Here is a 17,605-nt window from a genome sequence, read left to right on the forward strand (position 1 = left end):
ACACTCCGGCTTAAACGCATTTTACTTTTTAAAGCATTTACCGTGCCATGCCTGAACAGAACGCTAATATCGCTGTTTTATAGAAATTTAATATACATGAGGAAGATTCTTGCCCTAAAATGTGGCGTCTCGCATCAAAAATGTGCGAGTGAATATATTTATAGCATTACCAGGGCTCATCTCCCCAAACAAACTGTTACGCAAAGTGATGGTTTACATGTTTATCTATTTTTTGCGCGAAAATATTGCGCATTTTAGCTAGCAGATCGTGATTTATTTTTTTTACAAATACCTTACTTCAGCATTTAATGTAGTTGTTACAAGGAAAAAATAAATTGCACCTTTGCTGACTTGCTTTTGAACAATTTGCACCCCTCCCAATCCTCTCCTACGCTTTTCCCCCTGAACACACAAAACCCATTGCGACTACGATCGCCTTTTTAAGCTGTAAAGGAGGAAAGTAAATGCAATACCGTAAACTGGGCCACTCGGGCCTGCTGGTCTCGAAATTCGTGCTGGGCACCGTGCCGTTCGGCGGCAAAGCCGGCTTTGAAAAAACCGGCAACGTTAACGCCAGCGAAGCGCGCCGCTTTATCGATATCGCGCTAGATCACGGCGTTAATATGATCGACACCGCCGATCTCTATTCGATGGGCGGCGCGGAAGAGGTGGTCGGCGAAGCGCTCGGCGATAAACGTGACAAGGTCATTCTGGCGAGCAAAGCGCGCAGCCCGCTGGGCGATGGCCCGAATGAGAGCGGCGCCAGCCGTTACCATCTCGTCAAAGCGTGCGAAGCGAGCCTGCGCCGCCTGAAAACCGACCACATCGACCTTTATCAGATCCATAACTGGGATGGCGTCACCTCGGTTGAAGAGACGCTGCGCGCGCTGGAAGATCTGGTGAAAAGCGGCAAAATCCGCTACTTCGGCACCTCCAACTACACCGCCTGGCAGATGATGAAGACGTTAGGCTGCGCCAGCGAACAGCAGCTGCTCAAGCCTGTTAGCCAGCAAATCTACTACACGCCGGAATCGCGCGAAGCGGAGTTCGAGCTGCTGCCGATGGCGATCGACCAGCAGATCGGCACGCTGATCTGGGGGCCGCTGGGCGAAGGCCTGCTGACCGGCGCGGTCAGCCGTCACGGCAAAGCGCCGGCATCCACGCGTCAGGGCAGCGGCTGGCCGGAACCCTACGTCCACGATATGGAGCACGCCTATAACGTTATCGAGGTGCTGGAGCAGGTCGGCAAAGAGATTAACGCCTCTATCGCGCAGGTCTGCCTGGCCTGGCTGGCGGAGCGTCCCGGCGTCAGCGCGCTGATCGTCGGCAACCGCAGCGAAACGCATCTGCGTGAAAACCTCAACGCCTTCGAACTCACCCTGAGCAATGAGCAGCGCCAGCGCATTGAACGCGTGACGCGTCCGGCGCCGCGCTATCCCTACTGGCACCGCTTCACCAGCGGCATGGACCGTATCGATCCGGCAGAGCAACCCTTCCTGGACGAGTACCGTCAGACCCTCGACGAACGTAAAGATTAGGCGCAGAAATAAGCCGCACGCTGGCCGCGCGATGTGGTCAGCCTTTATTTTTATGCCGTAAGCGCCTCTTTCAGCACAAATAAAAACGGCGGCCCTAAGGCCGCCAAAAACCCTCAATTATGGTTAGTATTGAGGAAGCAGTGGCACTGCAATGATGAAGAGATTAGCCCTTAACGCCGCCCGCCGTCAGGCCGCTGACCAGCCAGCGCTGCGCCAGCAGAAACACCAGCGTGATCGGGATGGCGGAGAGCACGGCGGCGGCGGCGAAGTCGCCCCACAGATAGTTCTGCGGGTTGAGATACTGCTGCATCCCCACCGCCAGGGTATAGCTGTTGACGTCCCGCAGCAGCAGCGAAGCGACCGGCACTTCCGTTACCGCGGCGATAAACGCCAGAATAAACACCACCGCCAGGATCGGCACCGACAGCGGCAAGAGCACCAGTCGGAACGCCTGCCACGGCGTCGCGCCGTCCAGCGCGGCCGCCTCTTCAAGCGAGCCGTCGATGGTTTCGAAATAGCCTTTAATCGTCCAGACGTGCAGCGCGATACCGCCCAGGTAGGCGAAAATCACGCCGCCGTGCGTATTCAACCCCAGGAAAGGCAGATACTGCCCCAGCCGATCGAATAAAGCATAAAGCGCCACCAGCGAAAGCACAGCCGGGAACATCTGAAAAATCAGCATCCCTTTCAACAGGCTGGCGCGTCCGGCGAAGCGCATGCGAGCAAAAGCATAGGCGCAGGTGGTGGAAAGCGCCACTATGCCGAGCGCGCTGATGCCGGCGATCTTCACCGAGTTCCACAGCCACAGCAGCACCGGGAACGGCGGCGGCGTGACGCGGCCATCGGCATGGGTCACGCTGAAGCCCAGCGCCAGCCGCCAGTGCTCCCAGGAGATCTGCTCCGGGATCAGGCTGCCGGTGGCGAAGTTGCCCGCGCGCAGCGAGATCGCCACCACCATCAGCAGCGGGAAAAGAATCGCGGCGATAAACGCCAGCAGCAGCAGATGGGTCAGCAGCAGACGCAGCTTCTGCGATTTAGGTTGTACCATAGCCATAACGCCTCCTTAGTCGAACTTCATCCGCACGGCTTTCAGGTTAATCACCGCCAGCGCGCCCACCAGCAGGAAGATCAGGGTGGCGATCGCCGCCGCCAGACCAAAGTCCTGTCCGCCGCCCCCCTCGAAGGCGATGCGCCACGTATAGTTCACCAGCAGATCGGTATAGCCCGCCGGCGTGGTGGTGCCAAGGCGATCGGGGCCGCCGTTGGTCAGCAGCTGCACCAGCACGAAGTTGTTAAAATTAAAGGCGAAGCTGGCGATCATCAGCGGCATCAGCGGCTTCAGCAGCAGCGGCAGGGTAATCAGAAAGAAATTCTGCATCGGCCCCGCGCCATCCATCGCCGAGGCTTCGTAGAGATCGTCCGGAATCGCCTTCAGCAGCCCCATGCAGAGGATCATCATATAGGGATAGCCCAGCCAGGTATTGACGATAACCAGCATGGCGCGCGCCAGCAGCGGGTCGCTGAACCAGGCGGGCTGCAGGCCGAACAGGGCGTTGAGCAGCACGTTGATCTCGCCGAAGCTCTGGTTAAACAGCCCCTTGAAAATCAGTATCGAAATAAAGGCCGGTACGGCGTAGGGCAGGATCAGCATCACGCGATAAATCGCTTTGCCTTTCAGCGCCTCCCACTGCACCAGACAGGCGAGCACCATACCGACGGCGACGGTCAGCGCCACGGTCAGCAGGGAGAAGAGCAGCGTCCAGCCGAAAATCGCCAGGAAGGGCTTCTGGATGCCTTCGTCGGTAAAGACGCGCACAAAGTTCTTCCAGCCTGCGCCAACCGTAAAGCCCGGGCTGAGCTGCTCGCTGCCCCAGCTGCCGTCGGCGTTGACGCGCTGAAAGAAGCCAGTTTGATCGTTCGCCTGATAGATCTCGCCGCTCTGCTGATTTTTCAGCCGCTGGTCGGCGGTGAGCTGATAGAGCGGCCGCGTGCCGGAGAACTGTCGCAGCGAACTCATCACCAGTTCGCGGCCGTCCGGCAGCCTGGCGCGGAGTTGACTGAGCGCCTGCCGGTTGCCGGTGACGACCTTCAGCGTCGCGCGCTGGCCCGCCGGCGGCGCGGCAGGGGTCATGCTGAGCTGCTGTTCGCCGCCAAAAGCGAACGGCGGCGAGACATAGCTCTCGCTGTCGGCGGAGAGCACCAGCTGCCAGCGATCGCCCGCAGGATAGAGCGCGAAGTTCATTCCCGCGCCGTCCTGATACTGACGGCTCAGCAACACCTGCTGCGCGCGCGCCTGGGTGAGCTGGTTGGTGCTGCTGTAGTTGGTAAAGGCGATCGCCACGGTACAGGCGAGGGGAAAGAGCACAAACAGCGCCATCCCGGCGAGACCGGGATAAACATAGCGCCAGGCGTAGGCGCGCCGGTTAGCGTAGATCCAGATGCCCGCCGCGCTGACGATCAGCGTCAGCAGCGCAAACAGATATTCGCCCTGCGCATACATCAGCACCAGAAGGTAGCCGACCAGCAGACAGCAGATCCCGACGAGAACGCGCTTCAGCAGCTGGCCCGCGCCTCCTGTTTTCGGTTTTCCTGACATGATTCGGTGTTCCTTAACAACCAGTGGTAAGCCGGCGCGAACCGGCTTTGGGAGAGGCGTTACTTGTTCAGGCGCGCCTGCGCATCTTTCAGCGCGGCATCGACGCTCTGACGTCCGCTCAGGGCGTTAAGCGTGGCGGTGCGCATCGCATACCAGAAGGCCGCCATCTGCGGGATATTCGGCATGATGTCGCCGCTGCGCGCGTTGTTCATGGTAGCGGCGATGCGCTCGTCTTTTTCCAGCGCCTGCTGGAACGACTTCAGCGTGACTGCGCCCAGCGGTTTGTCTTTATTCACCGCGTCCAGACCGGCATCGGTCAGCAGGTAGTTCTCAAGGAACTCTTTCGCCAGCTCTTTATTCGGGCTGGCGGCGTTGATGCCCGCGCTCAGCACGCCGACAAAGGTTTTCGACGGTTTGCCGTTCAGGGTCGGCAGCAGCGTGACGCCGTAGTTGATGCCGCTCTTGTCGATATTGCTCCAGGCCCAGGGACCGTTGATGGTCATCGCGGTCTGGCCTTTATTGAACGCCGCTTCGGCGATGGAGTAGTCGGTGTCGGCGTTGAGGGTTTTGGCTTTAACCTGATTGACCAGGAACTGCATGCCCGCTTTCGCGCCGGCGTTATCTACGCCGGTATCTTTGACGTCGTAGCCGCTGTCGCTCTTTTTAAAGGCGTAAGCGCCGCCTGCAGCCAGCAGCGGCCAGGTGAAGTAGGGTTCCTGCAGGTTGAACATAATGGCGCTCTTGCCTTTGGCGCGCAGCTGTTTGTCGACGGCCGCCATCTCTTCCCAGCTTTTCGGCGGGTCAGGCAGCAGATCTTTGTTGTAGATCAGCGACAGCGATTCCACCGACACCGGGTAGCCGATCAGCTTGCCGTTAAAGCGCACCGCGTCCCAGGTAAAAGGAAAGAGCTTCTCCTGGAAGCTTTTATCCGGCGAGATCTCCGCCAGCAGCCCCGACTGGGCATAGCCGCCGAAGCGGTCGTGCGCCCAGAAGATAATGTCCGGGCCGTCGCCGGTGGCGGCCACCTGCGGATATTTCTCTTCCATTTTATCCGGATGCTCGACCGTGACTTTAATGCCGGTATCCTGCTCGAACTTCTTACCCACTTCGGCCAGCCCGTTATAGCCTTTATCGCCGTTGATCCAGATAACCAGTTTTCCCTCTTCGATCTTCGCGATTGCCGAGGCCGAAAACAGCATGGCCGTAAGGGCGGAAAGGGCAAAAATGCGTGCGCCGGTTTTCATTGTCATAACTCCATCCTGTTAGCGGAAACGGAAATCGTTTTCCCGCACATTGTGACCATCCGCCGCTGCTTCTCATCCTCCCGCGCTCTACGCCTGCCGACGCTAAGCCGTGATCTCCGTTGCAAAACCGGGCGGTTATCACGGTCTGGCGCACACTCCGGTCGCCGCGACTCTGCGCAGTCGATCACAAAAAACCGCGCGCCGCCGCCGTTGCAGGGAGAGGCGCGGCGATCTCCTCCTCCTCTCTCATCCCCCAGCTAAAGCGCCTGCGGCGGAGGATGCGCGCGCCCGGAACCTTTCCCATAGTGGACGCCGGAGTCTGCCTGCGGCGATGCAGGCAAGAATGAGCAAGCGGAGAGGAAAGCATCATGGCGAGCGTCGCGTTACGCAATGTCACCAAGGCCTGGGGCGACACCCTGGTCTCGAAGGACATCAATCTGGAAATCGGCGAAGGAGAGTTTGTGGTGTTCGTCGGCCCGTCGGGCTGCGGCAAATCCACGCTGCTGCGCATGATCGCCGGTCTGGAGACCATTACCCGCGGCGAGCTGCTGATCGGCGGCCAGCGAATGAACGAGGTGCCGCCCGCCGAGCGCGGCATCGGCATGGTGTTTCAGTCCTATGCCCTCTATCCGCACCTGTCGGTGGCGGAAAATATGTCTTTCGGCCTGAAGCTGGCGGGCGTCAGGCGTGACGAGATCCAGCATCGCGTTAATCAGGTGGCGGAAGTGCTGCAGCTGGCGCATCTGCTCGACCGTCGGCCCAAAGCGCTCTCCGGCGGTCAGCGCCAGCGCGTGGCGATCGGCCGTACGCTGGTCGCCGAGCCGCGCGTCTTTTTACTCGACGAGCCGCTCTCCAACCTGGACGCCGCGCTGCGCGTGCAGATGCGCATCGAGATTTCGCGCCTGCACAAGCGCCTGAAGCGCACCATGATTTACGTCACCCACGATCAGATCGAGGCGATGACCCTGGCGGACAAGATCGTGGTGCTGGATGCCGGGCGCATCGCCCAGGTCGGCAGGCCGCTGGAGCTCTATCACTATCCCGCTAACCGCTTCGTCGCCGGATTTATCGGCTCGCCGCGCATGAATTTCCTGCCCGTCAAAGTGACCGCCACCGCTATCGATCAGGTGCAGGTCCGCCTGCCTAACGATCAGCGCATCTGGCTACCGGTCGAGAGCGCAGGCGTCCAGGTGGGCAGCAATATGTCGTTAGGCATCCGACCTGAACACCTGCTCTCCAGCGATATCGCCGACGTCACGCTCGAGGGCGAGGTGCAGGTGGTCGAGCAGCTCGGCAACGAAACGCAAATCCATATCCAGATCCCCGCTATCCGTCAAAACCTGGTTTACCGCCAGGAGGACGTCGTGCTGGTAGAAGAGGGCGCCCTGATGGGCATTGGCCTGCCACCGGAGCGCTGTCACCTGTTCCGCGAGGACGGGAGCGCCTGTCGCAGGCTGCATCAGGAGCCTGGTGTTTAGCCCTGCAAAACAATAAAAGCAATGATCTCAGGAGATAGAAAATGATAACTCTGCGCAAACTTCCCGTCGCTATCGCCATCGCGGCGGGCACGATCTCTGCCTCGTCGATGGCGGTCGACTTTACCGGCTACGCCCGTTCCGGCATCGGCTGGACCGGCAGCGGCGGCGAACAGCAGTGCTTTCAGGCTACCGGCGCGCAAAGCAAATACCGTCTGGGCAACGAATGCGAAACCTACGCCGAACTGAAGCTGGGCCAGGAAGTGTGGAAAGAGGGCGACAAAAGCTTCTACTTCGACACCAACGTCGCCTATTCAGTGGCGCAACAGAATGACTGGGAGGCGACATCCCCCGCCTTCCGCGAGGCGAACGTCAAAGGCAAAAACCTGATCGACGCCCTGCCGGGCTCCACTATCTGGGCCGGTAAGCGCTTCTACCAGCGTCACGACGTGCATATGATCGACTTCTACTACTGGGATATCTCCGGCCCGGGCGCCGGTCTGGAAGATGTGGATCTCGGCTTCGGCAAGCTCTCTTTCGCGGCGACGCGCTCCTCAGAGGCGGGCGGCTCCTATACCTTCTCCAGCGATCGCATCCGCGATTACGCCACCAGCACCGCCAACGACGTCTTCGACGTGCGCCTGGCCGGACTGGAAACCAACCCGGACGGCGTGCTGGAGCTGGGTGTCGATTATGGCCGCGCCAACGCGCGCGACGGCTACCGTATCGAAGACGGCGCGTCGAAAGATGGCTGGATGTTCACGGCGGAGCATACCCAGAGCATGCTCAAAGGCTACAACAAATTCGTGCTGCAGTACGCCACCGATGCGCTCACCTCGCAGGGCAAAGGGCTGCCGCAGGGCACCAACATCAACAACAACGGCAGCATGTACCGCGTCCTCGATCACGGCGCCATCTCGCTCGCCGATCGCTGGGACCTGATGTACGTGGCGATGTACCAGAACACCGATCTGGACAACAACCGCGGCACCGAGTGGTACACCGTCGGCGTGCGCCCGATGTACAAATGGACGCCGATCATGAGCACCCTGCTGGAAGTGGGCTACGACAACGTGAAGTCGCAGCAGGTCAGCGAACGCAACGGCCAGTACAAAATCACCCTCGCTCAGCAGTGGCAGGCGGGCGACAGCATCTGGTCGCGCCCGGCGCTGCGCCTGTTCGCTACCTATGCCAAATGGGATGAGAAGTGGGGCTACAGCAAAGATGCCTCCGGCGATCTGACCTCGCTGGCTTCCGCAGACAGCACCGGCAACGGGCTCTTCACCAACAGCCGCGGCGACAACGATGAGTGGAGCTTCGGCGCGCAGATGGAAATCTGGTGGTAAACCCTACCGACCTGTAACGCAAACGGCCGCCGTGCGTTCAGCGCACGGCGCTTTCTGAGCAGCCGCGGCCATTGCCTGGCTTCAGCGGCTGTCCGACAGCCTGTTGAGAATATAAAAAATGAAAAAGAAAACGCTTACCGCACTCTGTCTGAGCGCCGCGCTGCTGACGAGCCTCGCACTGCCAGCGCATGCTGAAATTAACCTGGTGCCGCAGGATCTCTCCGCCGCGCCGACGATCCCGACCGCGAGCCTGCAGCGACTGAGCTGGCAGCCCGTCGACACCTCGCGCCCGCAGAGCATCTCGCTGTCGCAGAGCGGCACGCAGCTTGACGTCAGCGGCATCACCGGTCCTGTCGCCGCGTTTAGCCTGCCTGCCAGCCAGGGCGAGCTGACGGTGACGCTGAGCAGCGAAGTGGCGCACAATCAGGTATTCGCCCCCAATGTGCTGGTGCTCGACGAGAATCTGCGTCCCGCCGCCTGGTTCCCGAGCCGCTTTTTTACCTATCAACAGCCGGGCGTGATGAGCGCCGACCGCCTGGAAGGGGTGATGAAGCTGACGCCGGCGCTGGGCCAGCAAAAAATCTATCTGCTGGTATTCACTACCGCGCAGGATCTCGGCCAGACCACCACGCTGGTGGATCCGGCGAAAGCCTACGCCAGAGGCACCGGCCATGCGGTGCCCGATATTCCCGATCCGGTCGCGCGTCACGGCGTGGACGGCAAAATAAAGCTGAAAGTCTCCACCAGCTCCGCCTCCTCGATTCTGGTCGGCCCGCTGTTCGGCTCCTCAGGTCCGGCGCCGGTTACGGTCGGCAGCACCCAGCCGGTTGCGCAGGCGGCGGCACGCACCGCGCCCGCCGCGCCGTCGGCGCCGCTGGTGGAGGATACCGAAAGTTACTTTAATCAGAGCATCCGTCAGGCGGTGGATCAGGGCAATATCGATAAAGCCCTCAAGCTGCTGGACGAGGCGGAACGCCTGGGTTCGACGTCGGCGCGCAAAACCTTTATCAGCAGTGTTAAAGGCAAGGGGTGAAGCTGCCCCGACAGTGCTGAGTTGCCCCACCTGGTGCGCTACGGCGCACCTTTTTTTATGGAAAAATAACGTATGAAGGGCGGTTATACATCACGCCTTCCTCGGCATATTCTTGGCATATGTAAGGATGGGAGGACAAAAAAATGCGTACGGTATCGATATTCAAAAACGGTAATAATCGGGCGATTCGCCTGCCGCGCGATCTCGATTTCGACGGCGTAAACGAACTGGAGATTATTCGCGAAGGCGACTCTCTGATCCTGCGACCAGTCAAGCCGAGCTGGGGGTCATTTCGCGAGCAAGAAAAGGCTGACGCCGATTTTATGACGGAGCGTGCAGACGTTTTCAGCGATGAAGGGCGATTTGAGCTGTGATTAAAACCTATATGCTCGATACAAATATCTGCTCTTTTATTATGCGGGAACAGCCGGAAGCCGTACTCATGCGGCTGGAGCAAGCTGTGCTGCGTCGTCATCGAATTGTTGTGTCGGCGATAACCTATGCGGAAATGCGGTTTGGCGCTGTTGGCAAGAAAGCGTCGCCTCGCCATGTACAGCTGGTTGAAGCGTTCTGCGCGCGCCTGGATGCCATTCTGGCCTGGGATCGCCATGCAGTGGACGCAACCACAGAAATCAAGCGTGCGCTGACCGCTATTGACAGGCCCATTGGCCCGAATGATACCGCCATTGCCGGGCACGCTATTGCGGCTGACGCCATGCTTGTTACCCATAACGTCAAGGAATTTGAGCGCGTGCCAGGGCTTGTTTTTGAAGACTGGAGCAAATGATCGTCTGACGGTGATGGAAATAGCGCAGTCCATAATCGTCAGCCCGCGCGCGGCGGGCTAACGTCTCTCTTCTATTTCATTCCCTTTCTGCCGCGATCCACCGCCGCCAGCAGCGCATCGACCGCCGGATCGCTGAACATCTCCTCCAGCGTCGCGCTGAGCTTGCGCCGCCAGTTAGGCCAGGCGTCGACGGTGCCGGGCACGTTTACCGGCGTCGTCATATCCAGCCACTCTTCCGGCTGCAGGCCGAGCAGGGCGCTTTGCGTGTCGGCCAGATAGCCCAGAATCGCCTGGCTGAGCGCGCGGGTCATACGCGCGCCGCCCCGCTGAAAGCGCCGGCGCGGGGGCAGCGCGCCGCTGCGCAGCAGGGTCTGCAACAGCGCTTTCCTTGCCGCCTGCCTGTCGCGATACAGCCCCGCCAGGACGTCCTTATCGGGATAGAGGCCCAGCTTGCTGCCCAGACGAAGATCGTCGCTGCGCCACCAGCCGCGCAGCGTCGGCATATCGTGGGTGGTGGCGACCGCCATCGCCTGGCGCGGCCACTGCCCCGGCGCGCGGAACGCCTGCTTCGACGCCTGCTCGAAATAGAGCACCTTGTAGGAGTAGACGCCCGCGTCCCGCAGTTTGTCGACGATCGCCGCCGGCACGGTGCCTAAATCCTCGCCGATCACCATACAGCGGTGGCGCTGACTCTCCAGCGCCAGAATTGCCAGCAGCGCGTCCACCGGATAGTGCACATAGGCGCCTTCCGCCGCGCTTTCGCCCTGCGGGATCCACCAGAGGCGCAGCAGCGCCATCACATGATCGATACGCAGCGCGCCGCAATCCTGCATGCTGGCGCGCAACAGGGTGATCCAGGGCTCAAACGCGCGCGCGGCCATCACCTGCGGATCCATCGGCGGCAGCCCCCAGTTTTGCCCCAGCGGACCGAGAATATCGGGCGGCGCGCCGACGCTCGCCTCAAGACAGTAAAGCTCCCGCTCGCGCCAGGTTTCGGCGCCGTCGCGCGCCACGCCTACCGCCAGATCGCGGTACAGGCCGATCGCCATCTCATGCTGCCGACAGCGCTGCCAGCACGCCGCGAACTGCCGGGCCGCGAGCCACTGCAGCCAGAGATAAAAGCGCACCTCATCGCTCTGCTCAATGCGAAATGCCAGCACGGCGGCGCTGTCGGGATGCTGAAAGGCGTCCGGCCAGCTTTGCCAGCCGTGACTGTCACCATCCTGCTTACGTTGCTCGGCATGCAGGGCGTCAAACAGGCCCTGGCAGAGCAGGCTGTCGCCGCCCGCCTCGACAAAATCCTCAAACGCCGCCGCCTCCGCGTCATCCGCGTCGCGCAGTCGAAACGCCTGCCAGGCCAGCCGTAAGCCCTCCAGCTTCAGGCGCGTCACGGCAGGGTAATCTACCCATTCCGCGCGCCGCGCCGCCTGCAACGCCTGCTGGGTCGCCTCAAGACGCCACCAGGCCCGCGCCGCCTCGCTCTGCTGAAAGTCCGGCACCGCGTTGACGTCGATGTAGAGAATATTGAGCCAGCGGCGCGACGAAGGACTGTACGGGCTGGCGCTCTCTGGCTCGGCGGGAAACAGGGCGTGCAGGGGGTTCAGCCCGACAAAGGCGCCGCCGCGGCGCGCCGTCTCGTCGATCATCCGCCGCAGATCGCCAAAGTCGCCGATGCCCCAGTTATGTGCCGATCGCAGCGTATAGAGCTGGATGCAGCTGCCCCACAGCGATTCGCCCGCCAGCAGCGCGGGCGGCTCATAGCAGCGCGGCGGCGCGACGATAACGCAGCAGCCGTAGCGCTGCGCCTCATGCTCCAGCGTCAGCTGGTGGTAGCCGTCCGGCAACGGCGGCAGCGTCAGGGTTTCGCCCGCCGCGCAGCGGCCTGACCAGCACGCGCCCCCTTCGCTGGTCAGCTGCCAGCTGGCCGCGCTGAGAAGCACCGGCGAGAGCGTCAGCGGCTCGCCCTGGCGTAAGATGGCCGCAGGCGGCAGCGGAGACGCGCCCGCGTTCTGAGGCTGCATCAGCCCCAGCAGACGCTCGCGGGTCAGCGTAGAGACCTGCTGCGGCCGGCCGTGGGCATCAATGTAATCGGGCGCAATCAGGCCGTCTGCGGCGCGATCGAGATGATTTTTCGGTTTCATGGCGTTCCTCAGCGCGCGGCCTGCCAGATACGTTGCTGATAATCGCGGATGGCGCGGTCGGCGCTGAACATGCCGCAGCGCGCGGTGTTCAGGATCGCGGCGCGCGTCCAGGCGTCCGGATCGGCCCACAGCGCTTCGACCTGCTGCTGGGCGTTGAGATAGTGGTGGAAATCGGCCAGCACCAGGTAGGGATCGCCGCCCGTCGGGCCCAGGCTGCGCACCAGCGCGTCGAAGGCCGTCGTGTCGCCGTCGCTAAAGGTGCCGTCCTCCAGCGCGGTCAGCGCCCGATCCAGCTGCGGATCTTTTTTGCGCCAGGTCGCCGGCGCGTAGCCCGCCTGCTTCAGCGCAGTCACCTGCTCGACGGTATGGCCGAAAATAAAGATATTCTCCTCGCCGACCTGCTGGGCGATCTCCACGTTCGCGCCGTCCAGGGTGCCAATCGTCAGCGCGCCGTTAAGCGCCAGCTTCATGTTGCCGGTTCCGGAAGCCTCTTTGCCCGCCGTCGAGATCTGCTCGGAGAGATCGGCGGCAGGAATGAGCCGCTCCGCCACCGAGACGTTGTAGTCGGGAATAAACACGATTTTAAGGCGGTCGCCGACGCGCGGATCGGCGTTAACCACGGCCGCCACCTTGTTAATGGCGTAAATGATATTTTTCGCCAGCGCGTAGCCCGGCGCCGCTTTGGCGCCGAACAGCATCACGCGCGGCGTCAGATTCGCCTGCGGATCGCTGACCAGCGTTTGCCACAGGGCGATGATATGCAGCAGCATCAGATGCTGGCGCTTATATTCGTGGAGGCGCTTGATCTGCACGTCGAACAGGGCGTCAGGCTGAACGCGGATACCGGTCTTTTCGGCGATCCAGCGCGTTAACGCCGCCTTGTTCTGCTGCTTGATGGCGCGATACTCCGCGCGAAACGCGGCGTCGTCCGCCAGCGGCGCCAGGTCGCTGAGCGCATCCAGATCGTTAACCCAGGGGCGCGACAGCGTATTGTCAATCAGCGTGGCCAGCGCCGGATTGCACTGCTGGATCCAGCGACGCGGCGTAATGCCGTTAGTGACGTTGTGAAACTTCTCCGGCCACAGCGCGTGGTATTCCGGGAAGAGATCCTGCACCACCAGCCGGGAGTGCAGCGCCGCCACGCCGTTGACCGCAAAACCGCTGACCACGCAGAGGTTAGCCATGCGCAGCTGCTGATTGTGCACCACCGCCAGCTTCGCCCAGATCGCCTCATTGCCGGGCCAGCGCGCCTCAACCTCTTTTTTGAGCTGCGCGTTCAGCGTATTGATAATCATCATATGGCGCGGCAGCAGCGCGCGTACCAGACGCAGGTTCCAGCACTCCAGCGCCTCCGGCATCAGCGTATGGTTGGTGTAGGCGAAGGTGCGCTGCGTAATGCGCCACGCCCGATCCCAGGAGAGCTGATGCTCGTCGATCAGCAGGCGCAGCAGCTCCGGGATCGCCAGCGTCGGATGGGTATCGTTGAGCTGGATCACTTCATAGTCGGGCAGCGTCTCGATGGCGCGGCCCGCCTGATGGTGACGACGCAGGATGTCGGCCAGCGTGCAGGCGCACTGAAAATATTGCTGCATCAGGCGCAGCTTTTTCCCGGCCTGATGATTGTCGTTGGGGTAGAGCACCTTCGTCAGCTTCTCCGCATCGATGCCCTGCTGTTCGGCGCGCAGGAAATCGCCGTCGTTGAAGCGCTGCAGGTTGAACGGACGCGCGTGTTTCGCCTGCCAGAGGCGCAGCGGCTGGGTGACGCCGTTGCCATAGCCGACGACGGGCAGATCCCAGGCCTCGCCCTGCAGCAGGAAAGCGGGCTCCCAGCGCGGGCGCCCCTCTTCCGTCACCACCTTGCCGCCCAGACCGACCTGCACGGTCAGCGCGGCGTTGTGACGAAACCAGGGATAGCGGTCGCGTCCCCAGTCGTCAGGCTGTTCATGCTGCGCGCCTTCGATAAAACGCTGGCGAAACAGGCCATATTGATAGTTCAGGCCGTAGCCGATGGCGGGCTGGCCGGTGGTGGCCATCGCGTCGAGAAAACAGGCCGCCAGCCGTCCCAGGCCGCCGTTGCCGAGCGCCGGATCGGTCTCGCGCTCCAGCACGTCGCTCAGGGCGATGCCCCAGGCGGCGAGCGCGTCGGCGACCGCCTGATACCAGCCCAGGTTGAGCAGGTTATTTCCCGTCAGCCGGCCGGTGAGAAACTCCATGGAGAGATAGTTAACGTGGCGCTGCGGCCCGGATGCGGGCTGCGCAGGCAGTTCGGCCAGCAGTTCGGCCAGCGCGCCGCTCAGCGCCTGCCACCACTGCTGTTGCGTCATCTCCTGCGCGTCGCGCAGGCCGAAGCGTTGCCACTGCCGCGTGAGTGCGGCGGTAAAGCGGGCGTGATCGAAGGGTTGCGAATTCATGTCGTGTGCTTCCTGTCAGAACGAAAAGGGATTGCCTGCCAGTTTGCCTGCCGCCTTTCGGGCGCTCCTCCTCCTGCATGAAATTCAGCAGGGAGGATAACGAGGGCGGAGAGGCCAGGGTAAATCTGAAAGCGGCGCAGGAGTGTGATTGCACTCGCTTTTGTTAAGCCTGCCTTACAGGTTCGCTTGCATTCAGCTAACGGATCCGTGAACGTGTATGAAGATTAATTACGAAGCGTAAAAAAATGATGCGCTGAACGTTAATGGAGAAGCGTGCGCCCATGTTAATTCCCTCGAAGCTCAGTCGTCCCGTACGCCTTGAAAGCACCGTCACGCGCGATCGCCTGCTGCAAAAGCTGGGCGCAGCGGGCAATTACCGGCTGGTGTTGATTACCAGTCCGGCGGGCTACGGCAAAACCACGCTGGTCTCGCAGTGGGCGGCGGATAGAAAGGATCTGGGCTGGTATTCATTAGACGAGGGCGACAATCAGCCGGAGCGCTTCGCCGACTATCTTATCGCGGCGCTGCAGCAGGCGACGCAGGGCGGCTGCAGCCGCAGCGAAACGCTGGCGCAGAAGCGGCAGTACGTCAACCTCAACGCGCTTTTCGCGCAGCTGTTTATCGAGCTGGCCGACTGGCGGCAGCCGCTGTGGCTGATCGTGGATGACTATCACCACATCGCCAACCCCGCCATTCATGAGGCGATGCGCTTTTTCCTGCGCCATCAGCCCGACAACCTGACGCTGGTCGTGCTGTCGCGCAATCTGCCGCAGCTCGGCATCGCTAATCTGCGCGTGCGCGAACAGCTGCTGGAGCTGGGCAGCCAGCAGCTGGCGTTTACCCATCACGAGGCGAAACAGTTTTTTGACTGTCGCCTGAGCGCGCCGCTCGCCTCTGAAGAGAGCGGGCGCCTGTGCGACGACGTGGCGGGCTGGGCGACGGCGCTTCAGCTGATCGCTATTTCCGCGCGTCAGGGCGCCGGCTCGGCGCAGGACTCCGCGCGGCGGCTCTCCGGCATCAACGCCAGCCACCTTGCCGACTATCTGGTGGAGGAGGTGCTGGACAATATCGACGACGCGACGCGTCATTTCCTGCTGAAAACCGCGCTGCTACGCTCGATGAATGACGCCCTGGTCGCCTGCGTGACCAGCGAGGCGAACGGACGCATGCGGCTGGAGGAGATTGAGCGGCGAGGGCTCTTCCTGCAGCGTATGGATGATTCGGGCCAGTGGTTCAGCTATCACCCGCTGTTTGGATCGTTTTTGCGCCAGCGTTGTCAGTGGGAGCTGGCAGCCGAGCTGCCCGCGGTGCATCGCGCAGCCGCGCAAAGCTGGATGGCGCAGGGATTCCCCGGCGAAGCGATCCATCATGCGCTCGCCTCAGGCGACGTCGAGATGCTGCGCGACGTGCTGCTGGCGCACGCCTGGACGCTGTTCAATCAGAGCGAGCTGGCGCTGCTGGAGAACTCGCTGAGCGCGCTTCCCTGGGCGACGCTGGTGGATAATCCACGCCTGGTGCTGCTACAGGCCTGGCTGATGCAGAGCCAGCATCGCTTTTCCGAGGTTAACCGCCTGCTGGCGAAGTTCGAGCAGGCGTGCAGCTGCGAGATCGACGCCGCGCTACAGGGCGAATTCAACGCCGTGCGTGCGCAGGTGGCGATCAACGACGGCAACACCGAAGAGGCGGAGCAGCTTGCCCGCCTGGCGCTGGAAGCCCTGCCGGAAAGCCGCCGCTACAGCCGCATCGTCGCTACCTCGGTGCATGGCGAAGTGATGCACTGCAAAGGCGAGCTGGCGAGTTCGCTGGCGCTGATGCGTCAGACCGAGCAGATGGCGCGCCGCGACGAAACCTGGCACTACGCGCTCTGGAGCTTGATCCAGCAAAGCGAAATTCTTTTCGCGCAGGGATTTCTGCAGGCCGCCTGGGAGATTCAGGAGAAAGCGTTCGTGCTGGTTGGCGAGCAGCATCTGGCGCAGTTTCCGCTGCACGAGTTTCTGCTGCGCATTCGCGCCCAGCTGATGTGGGCGTGGGGCCGGCTGGACGAGGCGGAGCAGGCGGCGCGCGAAGGTATGAAAGTGTTGAAGGGCTACCCGCCGCAGCAGCAGATCCAGTGTCTGGGCCTGCTGGTGCAGTGCTCGCTGGCGCGCGGCAATCTGGATAACGCGCGCAGCTACCTGAACCGTCTGGAGAATCTGCTCAACAACGGCAGCCTGCACAGCGACTGGATCGCCAACGCCGACAAGGTGAGGGTGATCTACTGGCAGATGACGGGTGACGTCCAGAGCGCCAGCCACTGGATGCGGCACACCGCGAAGCCCGCCTTCGCCAATAACCACTTCCTGCAGGGGCAGTGGCGCAATATCGCGCGGGCGCAGATCCTGCAGGGCGATCTCAGCCAGGCGGAAGTGGTGCTGGAAGAGCTCAACGAAAACGCGCGCGCGCTGCGTCTGATGAGCGATATGAACCGCAACCTGCTGCTGCTCAATCAGATCTACTGGCAGACCGGACGCAAAGCCGAAGCGCAGCGCGCGCTCATCGAGGCGCTGAAGCTGGCGCGCGGCACCGGCTTTATCAGCCATTTCGTGATCGAAGGCGAGATCATGGCGCAGCAGCTGCGCCAGCTTATCCAGCTTAACGCGCTGGAAGAGCTGGATAATCATCGCGCGCGCCGTATCCTGAATGAAATTAACAAATACCATCGCCATAAGTTCGCCCACTTCGACGAGGGATTCGTCAGCCGACTGCTGAATCATCCCGACGTGCCGGAGCTGATCCGCACCAGCCCGCTGACGCAGCGCGAATGGCAGGTGCTGGGCCTGATCTACTCCGGCTACAGCAACGACCAGATCGCCGGGGAGCTGGATGTGGCCGCCACCACCATTAAAACCCATATCCGCAACCTCTATCAGAAGCTGGGCGTCTCGCATCGCGCCGAGGCGATGCATCAGGCGCAGTCGATGCTGAAGCTGATGGGGTATGTGTGAAGTTGCCCGCCCTGTGCTCGAGCGTGATAGCCTCATGAAAATGAGCGGGA

12 protein-coding genes are annotated in these 17,605 nt (G+C 61.7%); 7 read left to right on the plus strand and 5 right to left on the minus strand.

Going from position 1 to position 17,605, the window contains the following annotated elements; genetic code table 11:
* Window positions 1-464 precede the first annotated feature (464 nt).
* Entirely contained in the window at window positions 465-1,538 is a 1,074-nt protein-coding gene (locus Q9R34_RS20075) for an aldo/keto reductase (RefSeq protein WP_239314977.1), read from the plus strand.
* 163 nt (window positions 1,539-1,701) lie between these two features.
* Here the strand turns inward: Q9R34_RS20075 and malG are convergent, their stop codons facing one another.
* Genes malG through malE form a run of 3 tightly spaced genes read right to left on the minus strand, consistent with a single transcriptional unit; the run spans window position 1,702 to window position 5,384 of the window.
* Window positions 1,702-2,592, minus strand: a complete 891-nt coding sequence (gene malG, locus Q9R34_RS20080; RefSeq protein ID WP_033792433.1) for a maltose ABC transporter permease MalG — start codon at window positions 2,590-2,592, stop codon at window positions 1,702-1,704.
* Between the two features lie 9 nt (window positions 2,593-2,601).
* Window positions 2,602-4,134, minus strand: a complete 1,533-nt coding sequence (gene malF, locus Q9R34_RS20085; protein WP_084885377.1) for a maltose ABC transporter permease MalF — start codon at window positions 4,132-4,134, stop codon at window positions 2,602-2,604.
* A gap of 59 nt (window positions 4,135-4,193) precedes the next feature.
* On the minus strand, window positions 4,194-5,384 hold the full coding sequence (gene malE, locus Q9R34_RS20090) for a maltose/maltodextrin ABC transporter substrate-binding protein MalE (RefSeq protein ID WP_146053864.1): 1,191 nt from the start codon (window positions 5,382-5,384) through the stop codon (window positions 4,194-4,196).
* 362 nt (window positions 5,385-5,746) lie between these two features.
* Here malE and malK point away from each other — a divergent pair, with 362 nt between their 5' ends.
* The 5 genes from malK to Q9R34_RS20115 all read left to right on the plus strand — a co-directional run bounded on the left by malK (window position 5,747) and on the right by Q9R34_RS20115 (window position 10,019).
* Window positions 5,747-6,856 (plus strand): maltose/maltodextrin ABC transporter ATP-binding protein MalK, encoded by a 1,110-nt coding sequence (gene malK / locus Q9R34_RS20095; RefSeq protein ID WP_033755647.1) that lies wholly within the window; start codon window positions 5,747-5,749, stop codon window positions 6,854-6,856.
* A 41-nt stretch (window positions 6,857-6,897) separates the two neighbouring features.
* Window positions 6,898-8,199, plus strand: a complete 1,302-nt coding sequence (locus tag Q9R34_RS20100) for a maltoporin (RefSeq protein ID WP_033755645.1) — start codon at window positions 6,898-6,900, stop codon at window positions 8,197-8,199.
* A gap of 118 nt (window positions 8,200-8,317) precedes the next feature.
* The gene (gene malM, locus Q9R34_RS20105) at window positions 8,318-9,232 is read left to right on the plus strand and encodes a maltose operon protein MalM (RefSeq protein ID WP_103797222.1); all 915 of its coding nucleotides are present in this window, start codon (window positions 8,318-8,320) and stop codon (window positions 9,230-9,232) included.
* Between the two features lie 143 nt (window positions 9,233-9,375).
* Entirely contained in the window at window positions 9,376-9,606 is a 231-nt protein-coding gene (gene vapB / locus Q9R34_RS20110; protein WP_048782087.1) for a type II toxin-antitoxin system VapB family antitoxin, read from the plus strand.
* Window positions 9,603-10,019, plus strand: a complete 417-nt coding sequence (locus Q9R34_RS20115; protein WP_103797223.1) for a type II toxin-antitoxin system VapC family toxin — start codon at window positions 9,603-9,605, stop codon at window positions 10,017-10,019. Before vapB ends, Q9R34_RS20115 begins: the two co-directional genes overlap by 4 nt.
* A 71-nt stretch (window positions 10,020-10,090) precedes the next feature.
* Here the strand turns inward: Q9R34_RS20115 and malQ are convergent, their stop codons facing one another.
* On the minus strand, window positions 10,091-12,160 hold the full coding sequence (malQ, locus tag Q9R34_RS20120) for a 4-alpha-glucanotransferase (RefSeq protein WP_103797224.1): 2,070 nt from the start codon (window positions 12,158-12,160) through the stop codon (window positions 10,091-10,093).
* 8 nt (window positions 12,161-12,168) lie between these two features.
* Window positions 12,169-14,571, minus strand: coding sequence for a maltodextrin phosphorylase (malP, locus tag Q9R34_RS20125; protein WP_239314976.1), 2,403 nt, complete (start codon window positions 14,569-14,571; stop codon window positions 12,169-12,171).
* A 281-nt stretch (window positions 14,572-14,852) separates the two neighbouring features.
* On the opposite strand from malP, the gene malT reads away from it, so the two are divergent.
* The gene (gene malT, locus Q9R34_RS20130) at window positions 14,853-17,555 is read left to right on the plus strand and encodes an HTH-type transcriptional regulator MalT (RefSeq protein ID WP_103797226.1); all 2,703 of its coding nucleotides are present in this window, start codon (window positions 14,853-14,855) and stop codon (window positions 17,553-17,555) included.
* The last annotated feature ends 50 nt before the right edge of the window (window positions 17,556-17,605 follow it).

The sequence above is a fragment of the Enterobacter sp. BRE11 genome, assembly GCF_031844285.1.
Lineage (GTDB): Bacteria > Pseudomonadota > Gammaproteobacteria > Enterobacterales > Enterobacteriaceae > Pantoea.

What these genes read in the sequence shown, in the direction of transcription:
- Q9R34_RS20100 (WP_033755645.1), top strand. Translation starts at nt 6,898, where the DNA reads ATGATAACTCTGCGCAAACTTCCCGTCGCTATCGCCATCGCGGCGGGC.
- malF (WP_084885377.1), bottom strand. Translation starts at nt 4,134, where the DNA reads ATGTCAGGAAAACCGAAAACAGGAGGCGCGGGCCAGCTGCTGAAGCGC.
- malG (WP_033792433.1), bottom strand. Translation starts at nt 2,592, where the DNA reads ATGGCTATGGTACAACCTAAATCGCAGAAGCTGCGTCTGCTGCTGACC.
- malP (WP_239314976.1), bottom strand. Translation starts at nt 14,571, where the DNA reads ATGAATTCGCAACCCTTCGATCACGCCCGCTTTACCGCCGCACTCACG.
- vapB (WP_048782087.1), top strand. Translation starts at nt 9,376, where the DNA reads ATGCGTACGGTATCGATATTCAAAAACGGTAATAATCGGGCGATTCGC.
- malM (WP_103797222.1), top strand. Translation starts at nt 8,318, where the DNA reads ATGAAAAAGAAAACGCTTACCGCACTCTGTCTGAGCGCCGCGCTGCTG.
- Q9R34_RS20075 (WP_239314977.1), top strand. Translation starts at nt 465, where the DNA reads ATGCAATACCGTAAACTGGGCCACTCGGGCCTGCTGGTCTCGAAATTC.
- malK (WP_033755647.1), top strand. Translation starts at nt 5,747, where the DNA reads ATGGCGAGCGTCGCGTTACGCAATGTCACCAAGGCCTGGGGCGACACC.
- malQ (WP_103797224.1), bottom strand. Translation starts at nt 12,160, where the DNA reads ATGAAACCGAAAAATCATCTCGATCGCGCCGCAGACGGCCTGATTGCG.
- malT (WP_103797226.1), top strand. Translation starts at nt 14,853, where the DNA reads ATGTTAATTCCCTCGAAGCTCAGTCGTCCCGTACGCCTTGAAAGCACC.
- malE (WP_146053864.1), bottom strand. Translation starts at nt 5,384, where the DNA reads ATGACAATGAAAACCGGCGCACGCATTTTTGCCCTTTCCGCCCTTACG.